At 43.7% G+C, this 15818-nt stretch carries 15 protein-coding genes; 10 read left to right on the top strand and 5 right to left on the bottom strand.

The annotated features are described in order from the left end of the window. Positions 1–155: 155 nt before the first annotated feature. Positions 156–380, bottom strand: a complete 225-nt coding sequence (locus tag ACHUFW_RS00075) for a hypothetical protein (RefSeq protein ID WP_394199793.1) — start codon at positions 378–380, stop codon at positions 156–158. A 232-nt stretch (positions 381–612) separates the two neighbouring features. Here ACHUFW_RS00075 and ACHUFW_RS00070 point away from each other — a divergent pair, with 232 nt between their 5' ends. From ACHUFW_RS00070 to ACHUFW_RS00055, 4 genes are all read left to right on the top strand, one after another. Then, on the top strand, positions 613–1098 hold the full coding sequence (locus ACHUFW_RS00070; protein ID WP_394199791.1) for a YcxB family protein: 486 nt from the start codon (positions 613–615) through the stop codon (positions 1096–1098). A 144-nt stretch (positions 1099–1242) separates the two neighbouring features. Continuing rightward, positions 1243–3987 (top strand): PAS domain-containing hybrid sensor histidine kinase/response regulator, encoded by a 2745-nt coding sequence (locus tag ACHUFW_RS00065; protein WP_394199789.1) that lies wholly within the window; start codon positions 1243–1245, stop codon positions 3985–3987. Then, positions 3974–4315: an Hpt domain-containing protein gene (locus ACHUFW_RS00060; RefSeq protein ID WP_394199787.1), complete on the top strand. Its 342-nt coding sequence runs from the start codon at positions 3974–3976 to the stop codon at positions 4313–4315. The genes ACHUFW_RS00065 and ACHUFW_RS00060 overlap by 14 nt, the downstream gene beginning before the upstream one ends. Further along, positions 4312–5475: a response regulator gene (locus tag ACHUFW_RS00055; RefSeq protein ID WP_394199785.1), complete on the top strand. Its 1164-nt coding sequence runs from the start codon at positions 4312–4314 to the stop codon at positions 5473–5475. The genes ACHUFW_RS00060 and ACHUFW_RS00055 overlap by 4 nt, the downstream gene beginning before the upstream one ends. Positions 5476–5629: 154 nt before the next feature. Here the strand turns inward: ACHUFW_RS00055 and ACHUFW_RS00050 are convergent, their stop codons facing one another. The 3 genes from ACHUFW_RS00050 to ACHUFW_RS00040 all read right to left on the bottom strand — a co-directional run bounded on the left by ACHUFW_RS00050 (position 5630) and on the right by ACHUFW_RS00040 (position 10156). Then, entirely contained in the window at positions 5630–6688 is a 1059-nt protein-coding gene (locus tag ACHUFW_RS00050) for an ACP S-malonyltransferase (protein WP_394199783.1), read from the bottom strand. Continuing rightward, the gene (locus tag ACHUFW_RS00045; protein WP_394199781.1) at positions 6685–8919 is read right to left on the bottom strand and encodes a dehydrogenase E1 component subunit alpha/beta; all 2235 of its coding nucleotides are present in this window, start codon (positions 8917–8919) and stop codon (positions 6685–6687) included. The genes ACHUFW_RS00050 and ACHUFW_RS00045 overlap by 4 nt, the downstream gene beginning before the upstream one ends. A 61-nt stretch (positions 8920–8980) precedes the next feature. Next, the gene (locus ACHUFW_RS00040) at positions 8981–10156 is read right to left on the bottom strand and encodes an acyl-CoA dehydrogenase (RefSeq protein ID WP_394199779.1); all 1176 of its coding nucleotides are present in this window, start codon (positions 10154–10156) and stop codon (positions 8981–8983) included. 157 nt (positions 10157–10313) lie between these two features. Between ACHUFW_RS00040 and ACHUFW_RS00035 the strand changes: the two genes are divergently transcribed. The 5 genes from ACHUFW_RS00035 to ACHUFW_RS00015 all read left to right on the top strand — a co-directional run bounded on the left by ACHUFW_RS00035 (position 10314) and on the right by ACHUFW_RS00015 (position 14666). Then, a complete protein-coding gene (locus tag ACHUFW_RS00035) occupies positions 10314–11177 on the top strand; it encodes a LysR family transcriptional regulator (RefSeq protein WP_394199778.1) in 864 nt (287 codons plus the stop codon). A 147-nt stretch (positions 11178–11324) separates the two neighbouring features. Next, the gene (locus ACHUFW_RS00030) at positions 11325–12221 is read left to right on the top strand and encodes a MipA/OmpV family protein (RefSeq protein ID WP_394199776.1); all 897 of its coding nucleotides are present in this window, start codon (positions 11325–11327) and stop codon (positions 12219–12221) included. Positions 12222–12226: 5 nt separating this feature from the next. Then, positions 12227–12649: a DUF3019 domain-containing protein gene (locus tag ACHUFW_RS00025; RefSeq protein ID WP_394199774.1), complete on the top strand. Its 423-nt coding sequence runs from the start codon at positions 12227–12229 to the stop codon at positions 12647–12649. Then, a complete protein-coding gene (locus ACHUFW_RS00020) occupies positions 12649–13362 on the top strand; it encodes a response regulator (protein ID WP_394199772.1) in 714 nt (237 codons plus the stop codon). The genes ACHUFW_RS00025 and ACHUFW_RS00020 overlap by 1 nt, the downstream gene beginning before the upstream one ends. 17 nt (positions 13363–13379) lie before the next feature. Continuing rightward, positions 13380–14666, top strand: a complete 1287-nt coding sequence (locus ACHUFW_RS00015; protein WP_394199770.1) for an ATP-binding protein — start codon at positions 13380–13382, stop codon at positions 14664–14666. A 9-nt stretch (positions 14667–14675) separates the two neighbouring features. On the opposite strand, the gene ACHUFW_RS00010 is transcribed toward ACHUFW_RS00015, so the two are convergent. Continuing rightward, positions 14676–14945, bottom strand: coding sequence for a DUF1289 domain-containing protein (locus ACHUFW_RS00010; protein ID WP_394199768.1), 270 nt, complete (start codon positions 14943–14945; stop codon positions 14676–14678). A gap of 162 nt (positions 14946–15107) precedes the next feature. Between ACHUFW_RS00010 and ACHUFW_RS00005 the strand changes: the two genes are divergently transcribed. Further along, positions 15108–15644: a DUF4136 domain-containing protein gene (locus ACHUFW_RS00005; protein ID WP_394199766.1), complete on the top strand. Its 537-nt coding sequence runs from the start codon at positions 15108–15110 to the stop codon at positions 15642–15644. Positions 15645–15818 lie beyond the last annotated feature (174 nt).

Below are 15818 nucleotides of genomic sequence, written 5' to 3'. Positions count from 1 at the left end.
ATAAAACTCAAACCTAAAGATTAATGCACAAAAAGTAAACCCAGTTGGCTTGGGTCTTCTGGTTGTAATAGAACTATCTACAAAGCATACTCAACAAGCCAAGCAGCTAGTTGGCTATAGGCATAGCGCGCAATAGTGGGAATTAAGGTTTGCGATTATGGCGCCATTAGAAAAAGCCCGCCCATAAAGCCACCAAATAACAACACACCAGCTATTACCATGATCATCAGTGTTTTAGACTGCGTCATCGAATGAAGTAACGCTAAGCCGGTATCCATCGCGTACAGATCATGTAGCCAACTATGGTTGCTTATGTGCTGTGCTTTATTGTTGTCCTTGGTCGACTTACTTTGTGTCGCTGTCTCTTTAGTTGATTGCATCACATTTCCTTGATAAGTAACTCACTCCTGTAATGTTAAACAGTAACAAACAGATCATTAAAGAAAAGCCCACACAAGGTTAACATCCTTTAATGATGTTGCCCGCTCGCCGGTTTAATCGCTAACAAATACCTAAATAATTGCCGCTTATTGTGTGCCAGCGACAGGCTTATTTTGCAACGTGTTTGATTCAAGGTAGACTAGCGTCAGTTAACTCAGGCCATACCAAACCATGACTGCATCATATAAATATCAACAACAATACATTTTAGATAAAGCCTACTACCTAGAGTGTTTTGACCAATCCGTCCCACAAACAACAGGGCTTAAACCTTACACTAAAGCCATAGGATTCATTTTCATCGGTACCGCATTGCTACTGACAGATATCAACGCCTATGCTTCTTGGTTTATTATCGGACTTGGGTTTGTAGAAGGCCTCAGCGTACGTTTTAAAAGAGCCTGGTGGCTATGGCGCCAACTCATGAGTAAAGCCTCAGGCCACCCCGTTAACTTAACCATTGATGAAACAGGTATTCACAGCCATTCCGATGTGATTGAACAGCTAATCACTTGGGAGCAAATAGAGCAAGTAACCCCAACTTCGGCGGGTATGTTGCTCAAAGTGGCTAACGGCAGCACTTACCTGTCAAATAAAGTCCTTGATGATCAGGCTATCGCCTTCATCCATCAGCAAACAAACAACACAAAAAACTAAATCCTAATGATGTCACTTGGTTTTAGCTAAAAACCAAGTGATTCCTTATCAAAAACATAATCACATCTATCTAAGCTGCATACGCAGGAAAAAATTTACTGCTACACTTAAAGTCAAACCCTTTTATATGGATATAACAGGCTTATGCAGTATCAATTCATGGATGAGGCTTTTCCATTTGCAATGCTTATCTGCCAAGAGCAAGGTCAAATTGTTGACTGCAATGAGGCCTTCAAACAGCAATTTGATTATCAACTCGATTCCGCAGCTACAAATAACATCATCGAGCAGTTGCTCCCTATGACCTTTCCGGTCTTATCTGCCAGTGTGACTTCATTAAAAGCGCTTGAAGGAAATAGTGAATCCGTGTTCATGTTTAAGCATCAACATGGCTGCTCTCGAGTGAGTGTTTCAGCAAAGTTTGATGAAAAAAACTCACATTATCTGTTACTTTTTACTCCGCAAACCTCTGATAAACCCTGCCAGTACCAGTTTAATCAGCTCATTGAATCAGCCGATATTGGGGTTTGGCAACTCGACTTAACCAGTATGAAGTTCAATTGCTCAACCAAAATGAAGCAGTTATTGAAATTGGAGCTTAGTCACGAGGTATCTTGGCAAACCTTTGTTGAGTCGGTGCAACCCAGTGACCGCTATAAACTGGCAGGCTTAGCCGACTTAAGCTCATTAAATGAAAGCAGTTGCTTTCAATTTAGCATGAGCCATCAACCCCATCAGATTTTTGAACTACGTGCAAAACACTTCGAATTTCATAAAGTTTCGTCTGTGCTTATCGGGTTAGTGTTAGACAAAACCGAATCAAACGACATGCTCAAGGACTTAAAGGCCCTGTATGAAGCACGCGACTTAGCACTTGATGCTGGCAACATAGGTAATTGGCATTCAGAAGTCGATGACCAGGGCAATTGGAAATGGAACTGGGACATGAGAGCCAATGACATGTGTGGTATCGCCCCGCACCGTCGTGGCGATCTTAACGCTTGGGTTGAGCGGCTCCACCCTGAAGATAGTGAGCGGGTATTTGCCGCCCTAGAACACTCTTTGAAAACCGGTGAACCTTTTGACCAAGAATACCGCATCGTCCTCGATGGCCCACAAACCGTATATATCGTCGCAAAAGGCAAAGTAGGTAAAAACGAGTTTAATCAAAATACCCGTATTGATGGGGTATGTATTGACCAATCGCCCATCATTAAGGCACAACTGGCATTAAAAGAGAGCAATAACAACCTTGAAAGCCGGGTCAAACAGCGCACAGTCGAGTTACAACGAGCAAAAGAGCTAGCAGAACGCGCAAGCCAAGCTAAGAGTGAATTTCTGTCAATGATAAGCCATGAGCTGCGCACGCCAATGAATGCTGTCATCGGTGCCCTCGAGCTGCTTGAGTTTACTGACGATAAAAAAGAAACTAAAGAGCTGATTGATACCGCGTCCACCTCAGCCAACAATCTCATTTACATCCTCAATGACATTTTAGATATCAACAAAATTGAGTCGGGCAAAATGGATGTTGAACAAGCAGATTTTTCCATTGCAGATATCGTGTTAAACCTGCAGCAACTTTTTGCTCCCACCGCCCATCGTCACAACCTTGATTTTATTATTCAAGAAGCACCGGAGATTCCGGTGTTATTAGAGGGCGACAGCGTTAAAGTGAGGCAAATACTGTATAACCTGCTGAGCAATGCGATGAAGTTTACCCATACACGGGACGGCAACCAAGGCGTTGTGACCTTAAAGGTTGCTATCTGCGAACAAAACAGCGTGGTCACTCGAGTCAGATTTACAGTATCAGATACCGGCATAGGCATTGATAAACAGACCCAAAAGCAACTGTTCACCCCGTTTGTTCAGGCGCAAAAATCAACCACAAGAGAATACGGCGGCACCGGATTAGGGCTAGCAATATGCGGCAAATTAACCAATTTACTTGCCGGTGAGATTAAGCTTGAAAGCACACCAGGTAAAGGCTCAAGTTTCAGTGTAGAAATCCCCTTTTGGCCAGCAAAGTCGACACGAGATAATCAAACATTAGCAGGAAACCATGTCGCACTTGTCGGTTTACAAGGGCAACCATTGAATCAAGATTGGATTAAAGCATACCTTGAAAATGCCGGTGCGACTGTGGAAAACATCCCCCTCAACGCGCTGTTTTCCGCTGAGCAACACTATGATGCCACCTTAGTCTTGAGTCATGACTTTAGCTACAGTGAACAAGAATTAACGCAGTTATTTAGACAAAACGAGCATGCTGACAATTTGGTGGTATTAACCCCGAGTAAAAATAAAGAAAAGTTACAAAATCTGCTGCCATTGGCTAACCACCTCAATCCTTTCCCCATGTGCCAAGCACAATTAATTCAAGCGATACATGATGCTATTACCCAGCGACATGCCATTGATTTAGACAACTTAGATTTATGCTTTGAAGATGAGATCTTTAGTGAATCAACGACTCAGCCCAACGCACTGCCCCATAATGATTGCGCCGATATTTTAGTAGTTGAAGATAACCCATTGAATCAAAAACTCATTGTTAAACAATTAAAAACCCTTGGCTATCAGTGCGATTTAGCTGGCGATGGCGTTGACGGCATCGAACTATGGCAAAACGAGCACTACAAACTCATTTTGACTGACTGTCATATGCCCAATCTTGATGGTTACGATATGTCGAAAAAAATTCGTGATCTTGAGGCGATAGCTAACAAGCAAGCTATCCCCATTGTCGCCATCACTGGTGCCGCCATGAGCACCGAACTGGACTACTGTTACGAGTCGGGAATGAACGATTTCGTCAGTAAACCCATCCAATTGCGCGATTTAGAAAAAGTGATGCAAAGGTGGTACAGCCATGAAGCTAGCTGAAGCTCCAGTGTTAGATACAAATGTACTAATTGATTTGATTGGTGATGATCAGCAAGAGATTGTTAATTTTCAACGTCAGTTCATGCAGCAAGCACAACAGAGTTTGAAAAAACTCGCCACCAGTTTTAATCAATCAGACTTTACTGAAGTCAAACAGGAAGCTCACTTTCTCAAAACATCAGCACGTGCCATTGGCGCATTGCAAGTCGGGGAAGTTTTACAAATGATAGAAAATGCCTCCTTGCAAGAGGATAAAGCCCTCACTAAAGAGCTTATTCTATCTCTTAAGCAGGCATTGCAAAGCCTTATTAGAGCGATCCAACAATGATGAAGAAATCCAATATTGTTTGTCGTCACCCCAAAGTCGTCATGATCTATGAGCATGAAGAAGATATTGTCGGCGCTGCAAGTATTATTTCAGAGCAAGTGGCTGACTACCGCACCCTGCCTGCTGATCGACATATTCGAGATCGTCTGCAACAGTTTAAACCAAGCGTGATTTTATTTGCCATGAATAGTATCACCGACAGCATTGAACTCTACACTAAGTTAATTGATGCACGCGTTATCGACTTTATTCATTACAGTGTGTTGATGTGTAAAAACAAAGAGTCGAGCATTGCATTTCGCTGTTGTATCAAGAACGTGTTCGACAACTACTTTGTTTACCAACCCTTATACGAAAAGTTTCGATTAAAGGCCATTGTTCATAATGGTCTTACAATCACCCAGTCCAATAGCCAATATCAAGGTCTTTCTGAAGAACAACTCGAAGATATCGATAACAGTTTGCGCACGCTAATTGACAGTGGGAGTAGTTGTCGTGAACAGTTACTCAACTCGGTCGCCAATTGTAAATCTGCCATTGAGGCCACGCCGACTCCCACACCAGAGCAAGTCGAGAATCCAGAAAAAATTATCGCCTCATTAAAAAGCCAACATATCGACCCACTATTAGCTGATTTAGAAGAGCAAATAAAATCAGGACTCGATGCCATGTTGGATCAAATGCTGACCAAACAGCTTCATCTTAAACAAAGCCATGGTCAGACGAGATCCCAAAAAAGTACTGACACCCAGACTCTAAACGATCTATTAGCACCAACACCGGAGTCGAAACCACAAAAACACAAAATACTCGTGGTAGAAGACAATCACCTCTATCGAGAAATGATCGTAAAGGCGTTACAGCAAGATCGATTTGATACCGACGAAGCCAGTGACGGCATTACTGCGCTTAAAAAAATTAAGGCTAATGACTACTCACTGATCCTGATGGATCTGTTTATGCCCAACCTTGACGGTATCAATACCACCAAACAAATTAAAGTGGTCAATAACGGCCAAGATATCCCCGTTATCGCCTTAACCAGCAATAATAATCGAGACTTAATCAAGCGCTGGGCACAGCTGGGATTAAAAGGCTACATATTAAAACCGTCAACCAAACAAGAAATCGTTGCCGCAGTCAATACAACCCTAAATTAAGCGCGCTTAAAGTGAGCGCCATCTTTTATTTGTTAGGTGTAGCTTTTAGTGTGAGTGATTAGGTTTAATGACCAAGTATCATCACAGCTTTTTAGATGAAGTCTTTTACCAATCTATATCAACATTTAGTCGTTCAGCAGATCAAATTCTTATACTAATTTGAATGAGTCACAAGTGCACGCTGCGTCTCATCCCCCATCGCAATCAGCTGTGGTTGATGTTGTTGCGCCGAACTAAATTCAGCTTTATTTCCCCAGCTAAACCAGTCAATATCAATTAACGACTGCGCTGTTGCGCCGCCCAAGGTATTGCCTGGTCCAAGTACAATCACTTTATCGGGAGCAAACTCTTTTACCGCAACTTGAACCGCGCAACTATAGTCATAGGGCTTTAGCACCTGTTCAGCGAGTGTATATTGACGAAGCGCATTGGACTCTGTGGTTAACGGATACCATAAATGCCCACGACCATCGATTAGGGGAATCTGTGGTGCTGTAAATAAATGCGGAGGTAACAACTCCATGCCTTGCTGTGAAATATCGGCCATCAGCGGTGAATGAAAGGCGCCATGATTATACAAGCGCATGGGGTATCGATTATCTATCTCAGGTAGTAGTTCACTTGCCAATGTCAGGCCCGCTTCATTGCCAGCAAGCACCCGATAACCGCCCAATTTAATCGATAAATACAGCTCACAACCTTCCTGCTGATTTACGTTATCGATAACCTGCTCAACTAAATCAAGCTGCTGTTGTTCTATATGCCAATTTTCATTGATAACAGGGTAGATGAGTTGCCCACCAATCAAGCCATCGCTCATCATCGAGCCCATGGTATTGATCACTTCAATACCACTTTGCTGATTTAGCGCACCGGCACATACCATAGCGATATACCACCCCATGGAGTTGCCTGTAACCGCAACCACTTCAAAGCGACTCTGATCAATGTCGAGAAAGTCCCCTAATGCACAAGCATGAATGAGTGCCGACGCATTCTCACCTGGGGTATGCAACTTAAAACTGTATTTTTTAGCGTTGTCCAATTCGACAATCGAAGTTTGTTGCTGCTTAATCCGATAACGGTCAATGGTATCAATTAAGTCAATTTTATCGTGATGATATCGATTAAGGTAACCGAGTTCAGACTTGTTATAACAACCTCGTCCAGGTGCAATCACCACTACTCTTTGGCGGTTATTTTTCTCAGTCATGCATTCACCTTTAATAAGCTATTTTGAGTCAACATACGTCGTGCGGTTAGCAAAATGTCATCACAACTCGGTAGCGGCAAAGTGGCAGCGTCAGCCAGAGGAATAAAACAATCTTTTGCGGTGATGCGCTCAATGGCAGGACATTGTTCGCCAAGATGTTCATGTAGTTCGGTAACAATTTGCTCACTCAGCGAACCGGTTTGCCGACATTCATCAACCACCAAAATACGCTGTGCATTGTGACTTGCTGCCGCTACCGCTTCAATATTAAGTGGTGCCAGCCAACGTAAATCCATTACCGAAACTTGCCAGCCTTCATCGAGCAACTTTTGTTGTGCCTGCCTACTAAGATAATAACCATTGCCGTAGCTAATGATGAGTAATTGCTTACCTCCATCCTCGACATGGGACTCACCGAAGTTAACCACCGTACTGTGTGCTTCACCTTGATATTCATGACTCCAAAGCCCATCACCTTCAACCAAAAGATCGCGCGTCATATAGCGAGCAATAGGCTCAAGAAATACCACCACACGCTGCTCCTCTGCAGCTAGACGCACACATTCTCTAAGCATTGCCATCGCATCTTGGCCATTTGATGGGCAGGCAATAATAATCCCCGGAATATCTCTAAACACAGCGAACGAATTGTCATTATGAAAGTGACCACCAAAGCCTCGCTGATATGCCAATCCAGCAATCCGAATCACCATAGGGTTAGTAAATTGACCATTGGAAAAAAACGGTAAGGTTGCAGCTTCACCGCGAATTTGATCTTCGGCATTATGCACATAAGCGAGAAACTGAATCTCAACGATGGGCAGTATGCCGTTATGAGCCATACCAATTCCGAGACCCAAAATAGAAGTTTCATCGAGCAAAGTGTTAATCACCCTATTGGGGCCAAAGCGCTCAACTAAACGCGCAGTAACATGATAAACCCCACCTTTACGTCCCACATCTTCACCACAAACCACGATGTTCTTGTGCTTCGCCATTAACTCAGTGAGTGTTAAATTAAGCAGTTTTCCCATATGAACCGCTTTGCCTAGTGAGGCCTTATCGGCTTTAAATAACGCAGCTAACTGCGCATCATCTAAGTTACTAGGAGCTTGCCATTGTCTCTTCGGCGGCACTATCGATGTCATCACATCAGCCGCAGTGGTTAACTTTGGCCGCTTGACCGCCATCGTTGCAATTGCGGCTATTTGCGCTTTGAGGGTTTGGTAACGGGCGATAATTTGCTCTGAAGTCATCAAACCTGCCGCTATCACTTGCTGAGCGGAAACCAGTAGGGGATCTTGAGCTTCATTATCGAGTATTTGCTGCTTACTCATATAGGCGATTTCAGCATCACTGCCGGCATGCCCCATTAACCTCACGGTTCTGACATGCAAAAATACGGGTGAGCGTTGCGTTCTGGCATAGTCAGCTGCAGCCCGACTTGCTCGGTAACAATCCAGTACGTCACGACCATCGCAGGCAATGTATTTTAGTGCCGGACGATGCGCAAAATTAGCCGCAATCCACCCTTGGGGCGTTGGAGTTGAAATACCAATGCCATTATCTTCACAAATAAACACCAGCGGCATTGGTACATGTTGATATGCTGCCCAGCATGCAGCGTTGATGGCAGTTTGCGCACTGGCATGGTTGGCCGAAGCATCGCCAAAATTACATAGCACGACACTATCTGCAGCCATATGCGCCGCTACAGCGACGCGTTCAGTTAAAGGAATACTGAGCGCAGCACCAACAGCTTTAGGTAAATGCGATGCAATTGTTGAAGTTTGCGGTGGAATATTTAACGCTTTGCTTCCCAATACCTTGTGACGACCGCCGGAAATGGGGTCATCGCTGGCTGCCGCAAAGGAGAGCAACATATCATAAAGCTGGCTTTGTCCATCAACATGGCGTCCCCGCTCAAGCATAAACGCCGCACTTCTATAATGTAAAAACGCCATATCATCGGGCCGAAAGGCCAACCCATATGCAGCGTTACCTTCATGGCCTGCGCTGCCTATAGTATAAAAGCCTTCATTACGAGCACGCATTTTGCGGGACTCTAAATCCAATAATCGACTTTTTAGTTGTGACTCAAATAATCCTAAAAATTGCTCATCAGTCAGCCCTAGCTGCCGATGGTCATGGCCCACGGCAATCTCACTGAATTGATGTTGATTGATGCGATCGATAAAACTGCGATCGATAGCGATAGCTCTGTCTTCCATACGAATCCATTACCTAGCTAATTGAGAGTTGCAAGGAAGCCATCACGCTTCCCTGTATCGATCACCCGAACGCTTGAATGCCTGTTTGTGCGCGCCCTAAAATCAACGCATGAATATCATGGGTGCCTTCATAAGTATTGACCGCTTCTAAATTCATCACATGTCGAATCACATGAAACTCGTCAGATATACCATTGCCACCGTGGATGTCTCGAGCCACGCGAGCAATATCCAACGCCTTGCCGCAGGAGTTTCGTTTGATCAGTGAAATCGTTTCTACGGGTAACTGACCCGCATCCATCAAACGACCGGCCTGTAAACAGGCCATTAACCCAGTGGCAATTTCAGTTTGCATATCAGCGAGTTTCTTTTGGATAAGCTGAGTCGCTGCCAACGGACGATTAAACTGCACTCTATCTAAGCTATATTGACGCGCGGCATGCCAACAAAATTCAGCAGCACCTAACGCACCCCAAGCGATGCCATAGCGCGCTTTATTCAAACAACCAAATGGCCCTTTGAGTCCACTGACATTAGGTAATAATGCCGATTCAGGTACCTCGACATTGTCCATCACGATCTCTCCAGTGATCGATGCTCGCAGCGAAAACTTACCTTCAATTTTTGGTGCACTTAAACCAGCCATGCCCTTTTCGAGAATAAAACCACGAATGTCCCCATCCAGCTTTGCCCATACAATAAAGACATCGGCAATGGGTGAATTAGTGATCCACATTTTGGCACCATTGAGTCGATAGCCACCATCAATAGCTTCTGCGCGAGTTTTCATTCCACCTGGGTCTGAGCCGACATCTGGCTCTGTTAAACCAAAACAGCCTACCCATTCGCCACTGGCCAATTTCGGCAAGTATTTTTGCCGTTGCGCTTCGCTGCCGTACTCAAAGATAGGGTGCATCACCAAAGAAGATTGCACGCTCATCGCAGAACGGTAGCCACTATCGACACGCTCAATTTCGCGTGCGACCAAACCATAACTCACGTAGTTAACATTCGAACAGCCATACTTCTCAGGTAACGTGGCACCAAGTAATCCTAACTCACCCAGCTCATTCATGATTTCACGATCGAAATGCTCTTCACGGTTAGCCATCAACACACGAGCCATCAATTTCTCTTGCGCATACTCGTTAACTGTATCGCGGATCATTCGCTCCTCTTCAGATAAGAGCTGATTTAATTGCAATGGATCTGCCCAATCAAAATGTACCCGTGCCATGCTGATTCCTTATCATTAGTGTTGATTGATTAATCAATTTATTCATTAGCATAAGCGCAATCAACATCAATAAAAAATATTGTTTTTCTTTACTATATATAGCTATTAACTATATCTTACGTAAAGGTAATCGCGATGAATTATCAAGGGGTGTGTCGTGAACTTAAGAGCATTAAAGTACTTTGTCGCCGTACTAGAGAAAGGCAGTATTAGCGCTGCGGCAAAACACTGCTATATTGCACAACCCTCGATTTCAACTGCAATTGTACAATTAGAAAAACAGCTAAATAGTCAGCTATTTATTCGTCATGGCAAAGGCGTGCGCCCAACAGAAGCAGGGTTAAGACTTTATCCACTAGCGCAGAAGCTATTAAGTGAATCCCAAGCCATTGAATCATTGTTTAACGCCCCTGTACAACGAGCCGCTTTTAAACTAGGCTTGATTCGTTCATTGGGAGTGCAACGCATGAGTGAATTACTCAAGGAGTTTACTCATGCGGCAAATGATATCGAATTGACTTTAGTTGAACCGAGCGAAACCGCTGACGCGAGAATAATTACCACCACAGACCTCACCTCCAGCGAACAATTCGAAGCGATTTGGCGAGATAACTACGTATTAGCCATCCCAGCAAGCTTTAGTCTTAGATTGCAAAGTAAAATCAATCTAAGTGACTTGGACCAACAGCCTTTTATCTACCGCGCTCCCTGTGAGGCATTGTCAGAACTACAACAATTGATGGATTTAGAAGGATTACAATTGCAAATTCGCGCGCGGATTCAAACCATCGAATACGCCATTGGCTTAGTGAGTGCTGGTGTCGGCATCGCTCTAGTTCCCGATATTCCGGCGATCACTGAACAAAAAAACATCGTATTTAGAAAATTACAGGATATCGAATTAAAACGCACGGTAGGCCTGGCACTACCAAGAGAGCAGCTGCTGAGTGCACCACAAAAGTTGCTACAACAAATCTGTCAACAAAATAAAAACCAAACACCACCTTTACCACACAATTAAGCAACAAAACACACCAAACAGACAAACATTGACCGAGTTTGTGTATCAGTTTGCATCAAAATCTATTAAAAAACTGCCTTAAAGCATGCGAGATGATACTCTGTTGCAGGATTTGTTAATTCTGTGATGGGGTTTTGAATAGCTGCTATGAAAAAGCTTAACCTGATTTTACTCAGTGCCATTTTGCTGTACTTTCCGCAGTGCTATGCTGAACAGGTCGATAGCTGTGGCGAATACAGCGAGTGTATTGAGATAGATCGCTGGGACATTGGTATTGCTGTTGGTTATGGCGAAAAATCCAACCCATTAAAAGATTATGACGATATCCCCATTTATATAGCACCGACGATAGCCTATTACGGCGATAGCTGGTTTTTTGATAACGGTAATTTCGGCTATACGTTAACAGAACAAGAAAAATATACGATTAATCTGGTCACTAGCTTTAGTTCGGACAGCGCATTTTTCTATCGTTGGGACCCATCCAATATTTTTATCGCTGGTACCAGTTCGCTAAAACCACAAGCTAGGACACGTCCATATCTCTCTGATACAAATGGAGATAACAAAACACCTGCTTCAATGGAGCCAGTTTTTAATGAACTGGAAACGCGACACTTTACACTTCTTGGCGGAGCTGAAGCGTTTATTTACACTCGAGCTGGTATCATCAATCTAAGCTTGGCACATGATATGTTTAACGTGCATCAAGGCACTGAAGCACAATTGAAGTGGCTTTATAACATCGCTGTCGAGCAATGGAAGTTTGAATTATCAGCTATCTTTGACTGGAAGAGTGAAGAAATAGTGGACTACTATTATGGCGTGCGCCCAAGTGAAAATGTTTATTGGAGTGAGCATTTTAACGCACAATCAGCAATTAACTTAGGTATCGAGTTTACCAGCCAATATGTGATGACCGAGCATTGGGAATTGGTGTTTCTGGCCCGCTATACTGACATCGCCGATGAAATAGCCGACAGTCCCTTACTAAACGAGCGCTACTCCAGTACCTTTTTTGTTGGCACAGCCTATAGGTTTTAAGTGTAGTGCAATTGTTTCGTCCTTTTTCAATTACTTGGGGTTTATTGTTACTGTCATGTTTTGGCAGCGTTAGCGCGTTGGCAAATAACAGTAAATTTGACCTAGGACCGAGTTTAAAACTCTCTCCGCAGTTTTGTATCACCTCAATTGACGATAATATCTGTGAGATAGAGATAACCCTTGAGTGGGATGAAAGTCTTGATCAGCCAATTTGTATCATGTCCGATCATGAGCAGCTACCTAAGTGGTGTGCCGACTCCGCCGACATACACTCATTAACCATCTCGATAGAAGCTAGCAAGGATGTGCAATTTATCATGACTGATAAAGTTAGCAATCAAACCTTAGCTGGTGTAAAACTGAAGGTCTCGCCCGCCACTGAAAAGCAGGTGCGACGTCGCTACCGAAACCCATGGAGCTTATTCTAATGACCGAACCTCAATCGACTCATCGTGTGCTGTTAGTAGAAGACGATATTCGTCTTGCTAACTTGATTGTGGATTATTTAAAGTCGCATGGAATGCACGTTGAAGTAGAACGCCGCGGTGATACCGTTCTAACGCGTTTAATTAACTACAAACCAGATATCATTTTGTTAGATATCATGCTGCCGGGCATGGATGGACTCACTTTATGTGAGAAGTTGCCAGACTATTTTGCTGGGCCGATCTTACTAATGAGTGCATTAGGTTCAAATGAAGACCAAATCAAAGGATTAGAACTCGGTGCCGATGATTATGTGGTTAAGCCTGTAGACCCGGCGTTGCTGATTGCGCGTATTAATAACCTATTGCGCCGAACCGCTAAACCCCCTCAAGTGGAATCGCACTGCTTAAGCTTTGGAAAATTGAGTATCGACCCCCACACTCAAGCGATTCGCCTAGCTGACACGGAGGTTGATCTAACCAGTCATGAGTTTGAATTGTTATGGCTACTGGCTTCCCAAGCGGGACAAGTGTTAAGCCGCCAATATATTTATCAATACCTGCTGAATATTGATTTTGATGGCAAAGATCGCAAAATAGATGTAAGAATATCTCGCCTACGTAAAAAATTAGGCGATAATATTGAAACACCTTTCAGGATCAAAACAGTCTGGGGACAAGGCTACTTATTTGCACCTGAAGCATGGAATAACTAACCGAGATTGGATTTCGCTTGAAACGACTTTTTATCAGCCTTTACCTGCTACTGAGCTTGAGCTTTTTAGGTATCGGCTGGACGTTAGATAGCATTTGGCAAAATAATATTGAAGACAGTGGTGATATGGATGCGCCACTGATTGCCCTAGCCCAGTTATTATCTAGCCTTCCCGAATATGAACGGGATGAGTACTTACAAAAAATCAATAACAATCCGGCGTATCCGCTGCGTTTACTAAACCAATCTCAAGTCGCTTTTGGCAAGAGCCAAGGGTTGAACTCCGACAGTATCTTAGTAACCCGACACGATGATAACCATGAACTGCAATTCATCGCAGTCGACAATCAAGTATTAGTCGCAGGCCCAGTAGAAATTGATCCACGCGGCCGACTAAGGGGCCTCTTCACCCTGTTTTTCTATCTATCGTTGGCATTTGTCGCGCTAATTTGGGTATGGCCACTATCAAAAGACTTAAAAACCTTACGCCATGCAACCCGAAAATTTGGTCAAGCTAATTGGGATACCCAAATCCAACTTTCTCCTAGCTCTCAAGTACATTCACTGGCTGATACATTTAACGAAATGGCCAAGCACATCAGTGCATTGATAGAAAATCAAAAGCACCTATCCAATGCGGTTTCTCATGAAATAAGAACGCCACTTGCAAGACTGAAATTTGCACTCGCCTTAGCGCCACAGTATTGCACTCCCGATACCGACCCGCAAAAGCGACAAGCCTTCTTGGATGACATGCAGCAAGACGTCAAAGAGATGGAGAACCTACTACAAGAGCTGCTAACCTATGCAAGCCTAGAGTCGAACCGCCAAAGTTTAGATTTTGAACGTTGTAACCTCACTCAGCTAACACAAAAAACGGTTGAGCGCTTGCAGGGACTTGGCCATCAAAACATCAGTATTAATACCGATCGCGTTATGGAGGTCATGGGCGATCCTTCACTTATCGAACGAGCCCTACAAAACCTCATCACCAATGCGCAGCGCTTTAGCGAACACAACATCGATATCGCCCTTATCAATCAAGGTAACCGCATTTGTTTAACGGTGACAGATGATGGACCTGGGATTGCGCCACAAGATCAAGAAATGATTTTTGAGCCTTTTTATCGCAGTAAAGTGGTGCAAAATGGCAATAAAGGCCACGGACTTGGATTAGCAATTATCAAACGCATCATGGAACGTCATCAAGGCGAGGTGAAGCTGTCGAGCCAGCCTGGCAATACGGCATTTACGCTAATTTGGCCCCATGTAGATCTACGTAAATCAACCGAAAAGACCGATTAGTAAAACTCGCTATTGGCCATCATCAAAATCCAATGATGGCGTGGCCAACTGCCGAGCTTCAATGATTTGTTGCTTCTTAGCTTTAAGTAACGCCAGCTGGCGCCGACGTTTACGCTGCTTACAAAGACGAATCACGTCATACTTCTTGGCATCGGAAAAATGCAGCCAATTAAAACGCTCGTCTCGATTACGCAAGCATCCTTTACAGTACCCCTTGGCATCTGTTTGACAGACACCAATACAAGGACTGGGAATTTCAAAGAACTCAAGTTGCTCCATAAAACGTCACTCACGGCCCTCACACCAATCTGTCATCTATACTTTAACCATAACTGATTTAATCGGTATTGGCGAAAGTTTATCCATCAATAAGTTTAAAAACCTTGCATATTTAATTAATTAGGTTCACATTGACCCAAACGGATACAGGACATTTAGAATATGAAGTCATTACTCATTTGCTTATTCAGTTTAAGCCTCATCGCTGGTTGTGCCAGCAAACCCAAGCAAGATTACGATACCAACTACGACTTCAGCCAATTACAACGATTCGCTCAACTACCAGCCAACGCAGACAATGATTTGCTTAGTGGCGGGCGTATTGAGCAAGCCATATTGGAAACCCTACTCGCAAAAGGCTTCGACTTAGATAACAATGCACCGCAATTTCAAGTTACCTATGCTTTTAAAGTAGAAGACAAACCCAAAGATTCCGGTATGTCTATCGGAGTGGGAACCGGCACATGGGGAAGTAGCGGTGGTGTGAGTGTTGGCACCTCGGTTGGCGTCCCCCTTGGTAATGACCATACCAAGGTGCAAACCATTCAGATAGATATGATTGATGTCGCAAGCAATCGTCTCATTTGGCGCGGTACCGACAAATTCAACTTTGATGCTGGCGGTGAACAAAAAGCTGCAGACACACGCAAAACTGTCGAAAAAATATTAGCGCAGTTTCCGCCATCCAAAACGCAATAACCAAAGCTAAATCAGCTTTGCTGATAGTGGTTTTAAAATAACTTTTTCCAAGCCACCTTTCCGAAAACTGGTGACTAGTCCTGAAATAGGTTGACACTTTTTCAGTTTAAAACGCTCGATGAACTTCATCGGGCGTTTTGTATTTTAAGGCCAAATGCGGCCTTCGTTGATTGT

The sequence above is a fragment of the Shewanella waksmanii genome (assembly GCF_043643685.1).
Taxonomy (GTDB): domain Bacteria; phylum Pseudomonadota; class Gammaproteobacteria; order Enterobacterales; family Shewanellaceae; genus Shewanella; species Shewanella waksmanii_A.
This window is presented reverse-complemented; position numbering and strand designations above follow the sequence as displayed.

What these genes read in the sequence shown, in the direction of transcription:
- ACHUFW_RS00065 (WP_394199789.1), top strand. Translation starts at nt 1,243, where the DNA reads ATGCAGTATCAATTCATGGATGAGGCTTTTCCATTTGCAATGCTTATC.
- ACHUFW_RS00045 (WP_394199781.1), bottom strand. Translation starts at nt 8,919, where the DNA reads ATGGAAGACAGAGCTATCGCTATCGATCGCAGTTTTATCGATCGCATC.
- ACHUFW_RS00050 (WP_394199783.1), bottom strand. Translation starts at nt 6,688, where the DNA reads ATGACTGAGAAAAATAACCGCCAAAGAGTAGTGGTGATTGCACCTGGA.
- ACHUFW_RS00030 (WP_394199776.1), top strand. Translation starts at nt 11,325, where the DNA reads ATGAAAAAGCTTAACCTGATTTTACTCAGTGCCATTTTGCTGTACTTT.
- ACHUFW_RS00060 (WP_394199787.1), top strand. Translation starts at nt 3,974, where the DNA reads ATGAAGCTAGCTGAAGCTCCAGTGTTAGATACAAATGTACTAATTGAT.
- ACHUFW_RS00040 (WP_394199779.1), bottom strand. Translation starts at nt 10,156, where the DNA reads ATGGCACGGGTACATTTTGATTGGGCAGATCCATTGCAATTAAATCAG.
- ACHUFW_RS00070 (WP_394199791.1), top strand. Translation starts at nt 613, where the DNA reads ATGACTGCATCATATAAATATCAACAACAATACATTTTAGATAAAGCC.
- ACHUFW_RS00010 (WP_394199768.1), bottom strand. Translation starts at nt 14,945, where the DNA reads ATGGAGCAACTTGAGTTCTTTGAAATTCCCAGTCCTTGTATTGGTGTC.
- ACHUFW_RS00005 (WP_394199766.1), top strand. Translation starts at nt 15,108, where the DNA reads ATGAAGTCATTACTCATTTGCTTATTCAGTTTAAGCCTCATCGCTGGT.
- ACHUFW_RS00020 (WP_394199772.1), top strand. Translation starts at nt 12,649, where the DNA reads ATGACCGAACCTCAATCGACTCATCGTGTGCTGTTAGTAGAAGACGAT.
- ACHUFW_RS00075 (WP_394199793.1), bottom strand. Translation starts at nt 380, where the DNA reads ATGCAATCAACTAAAGAGACAGCGACACAAAGTAAGTCGACCAAGGAC.
- ACHUFW_RS00055 (WP_394199785.1), top strand. Translation starts at nt 4,312, where the DNA reads ATGATGAAGAAATCCAATATTGTTTGTCGTCACCCCAAAGTCGTCATG.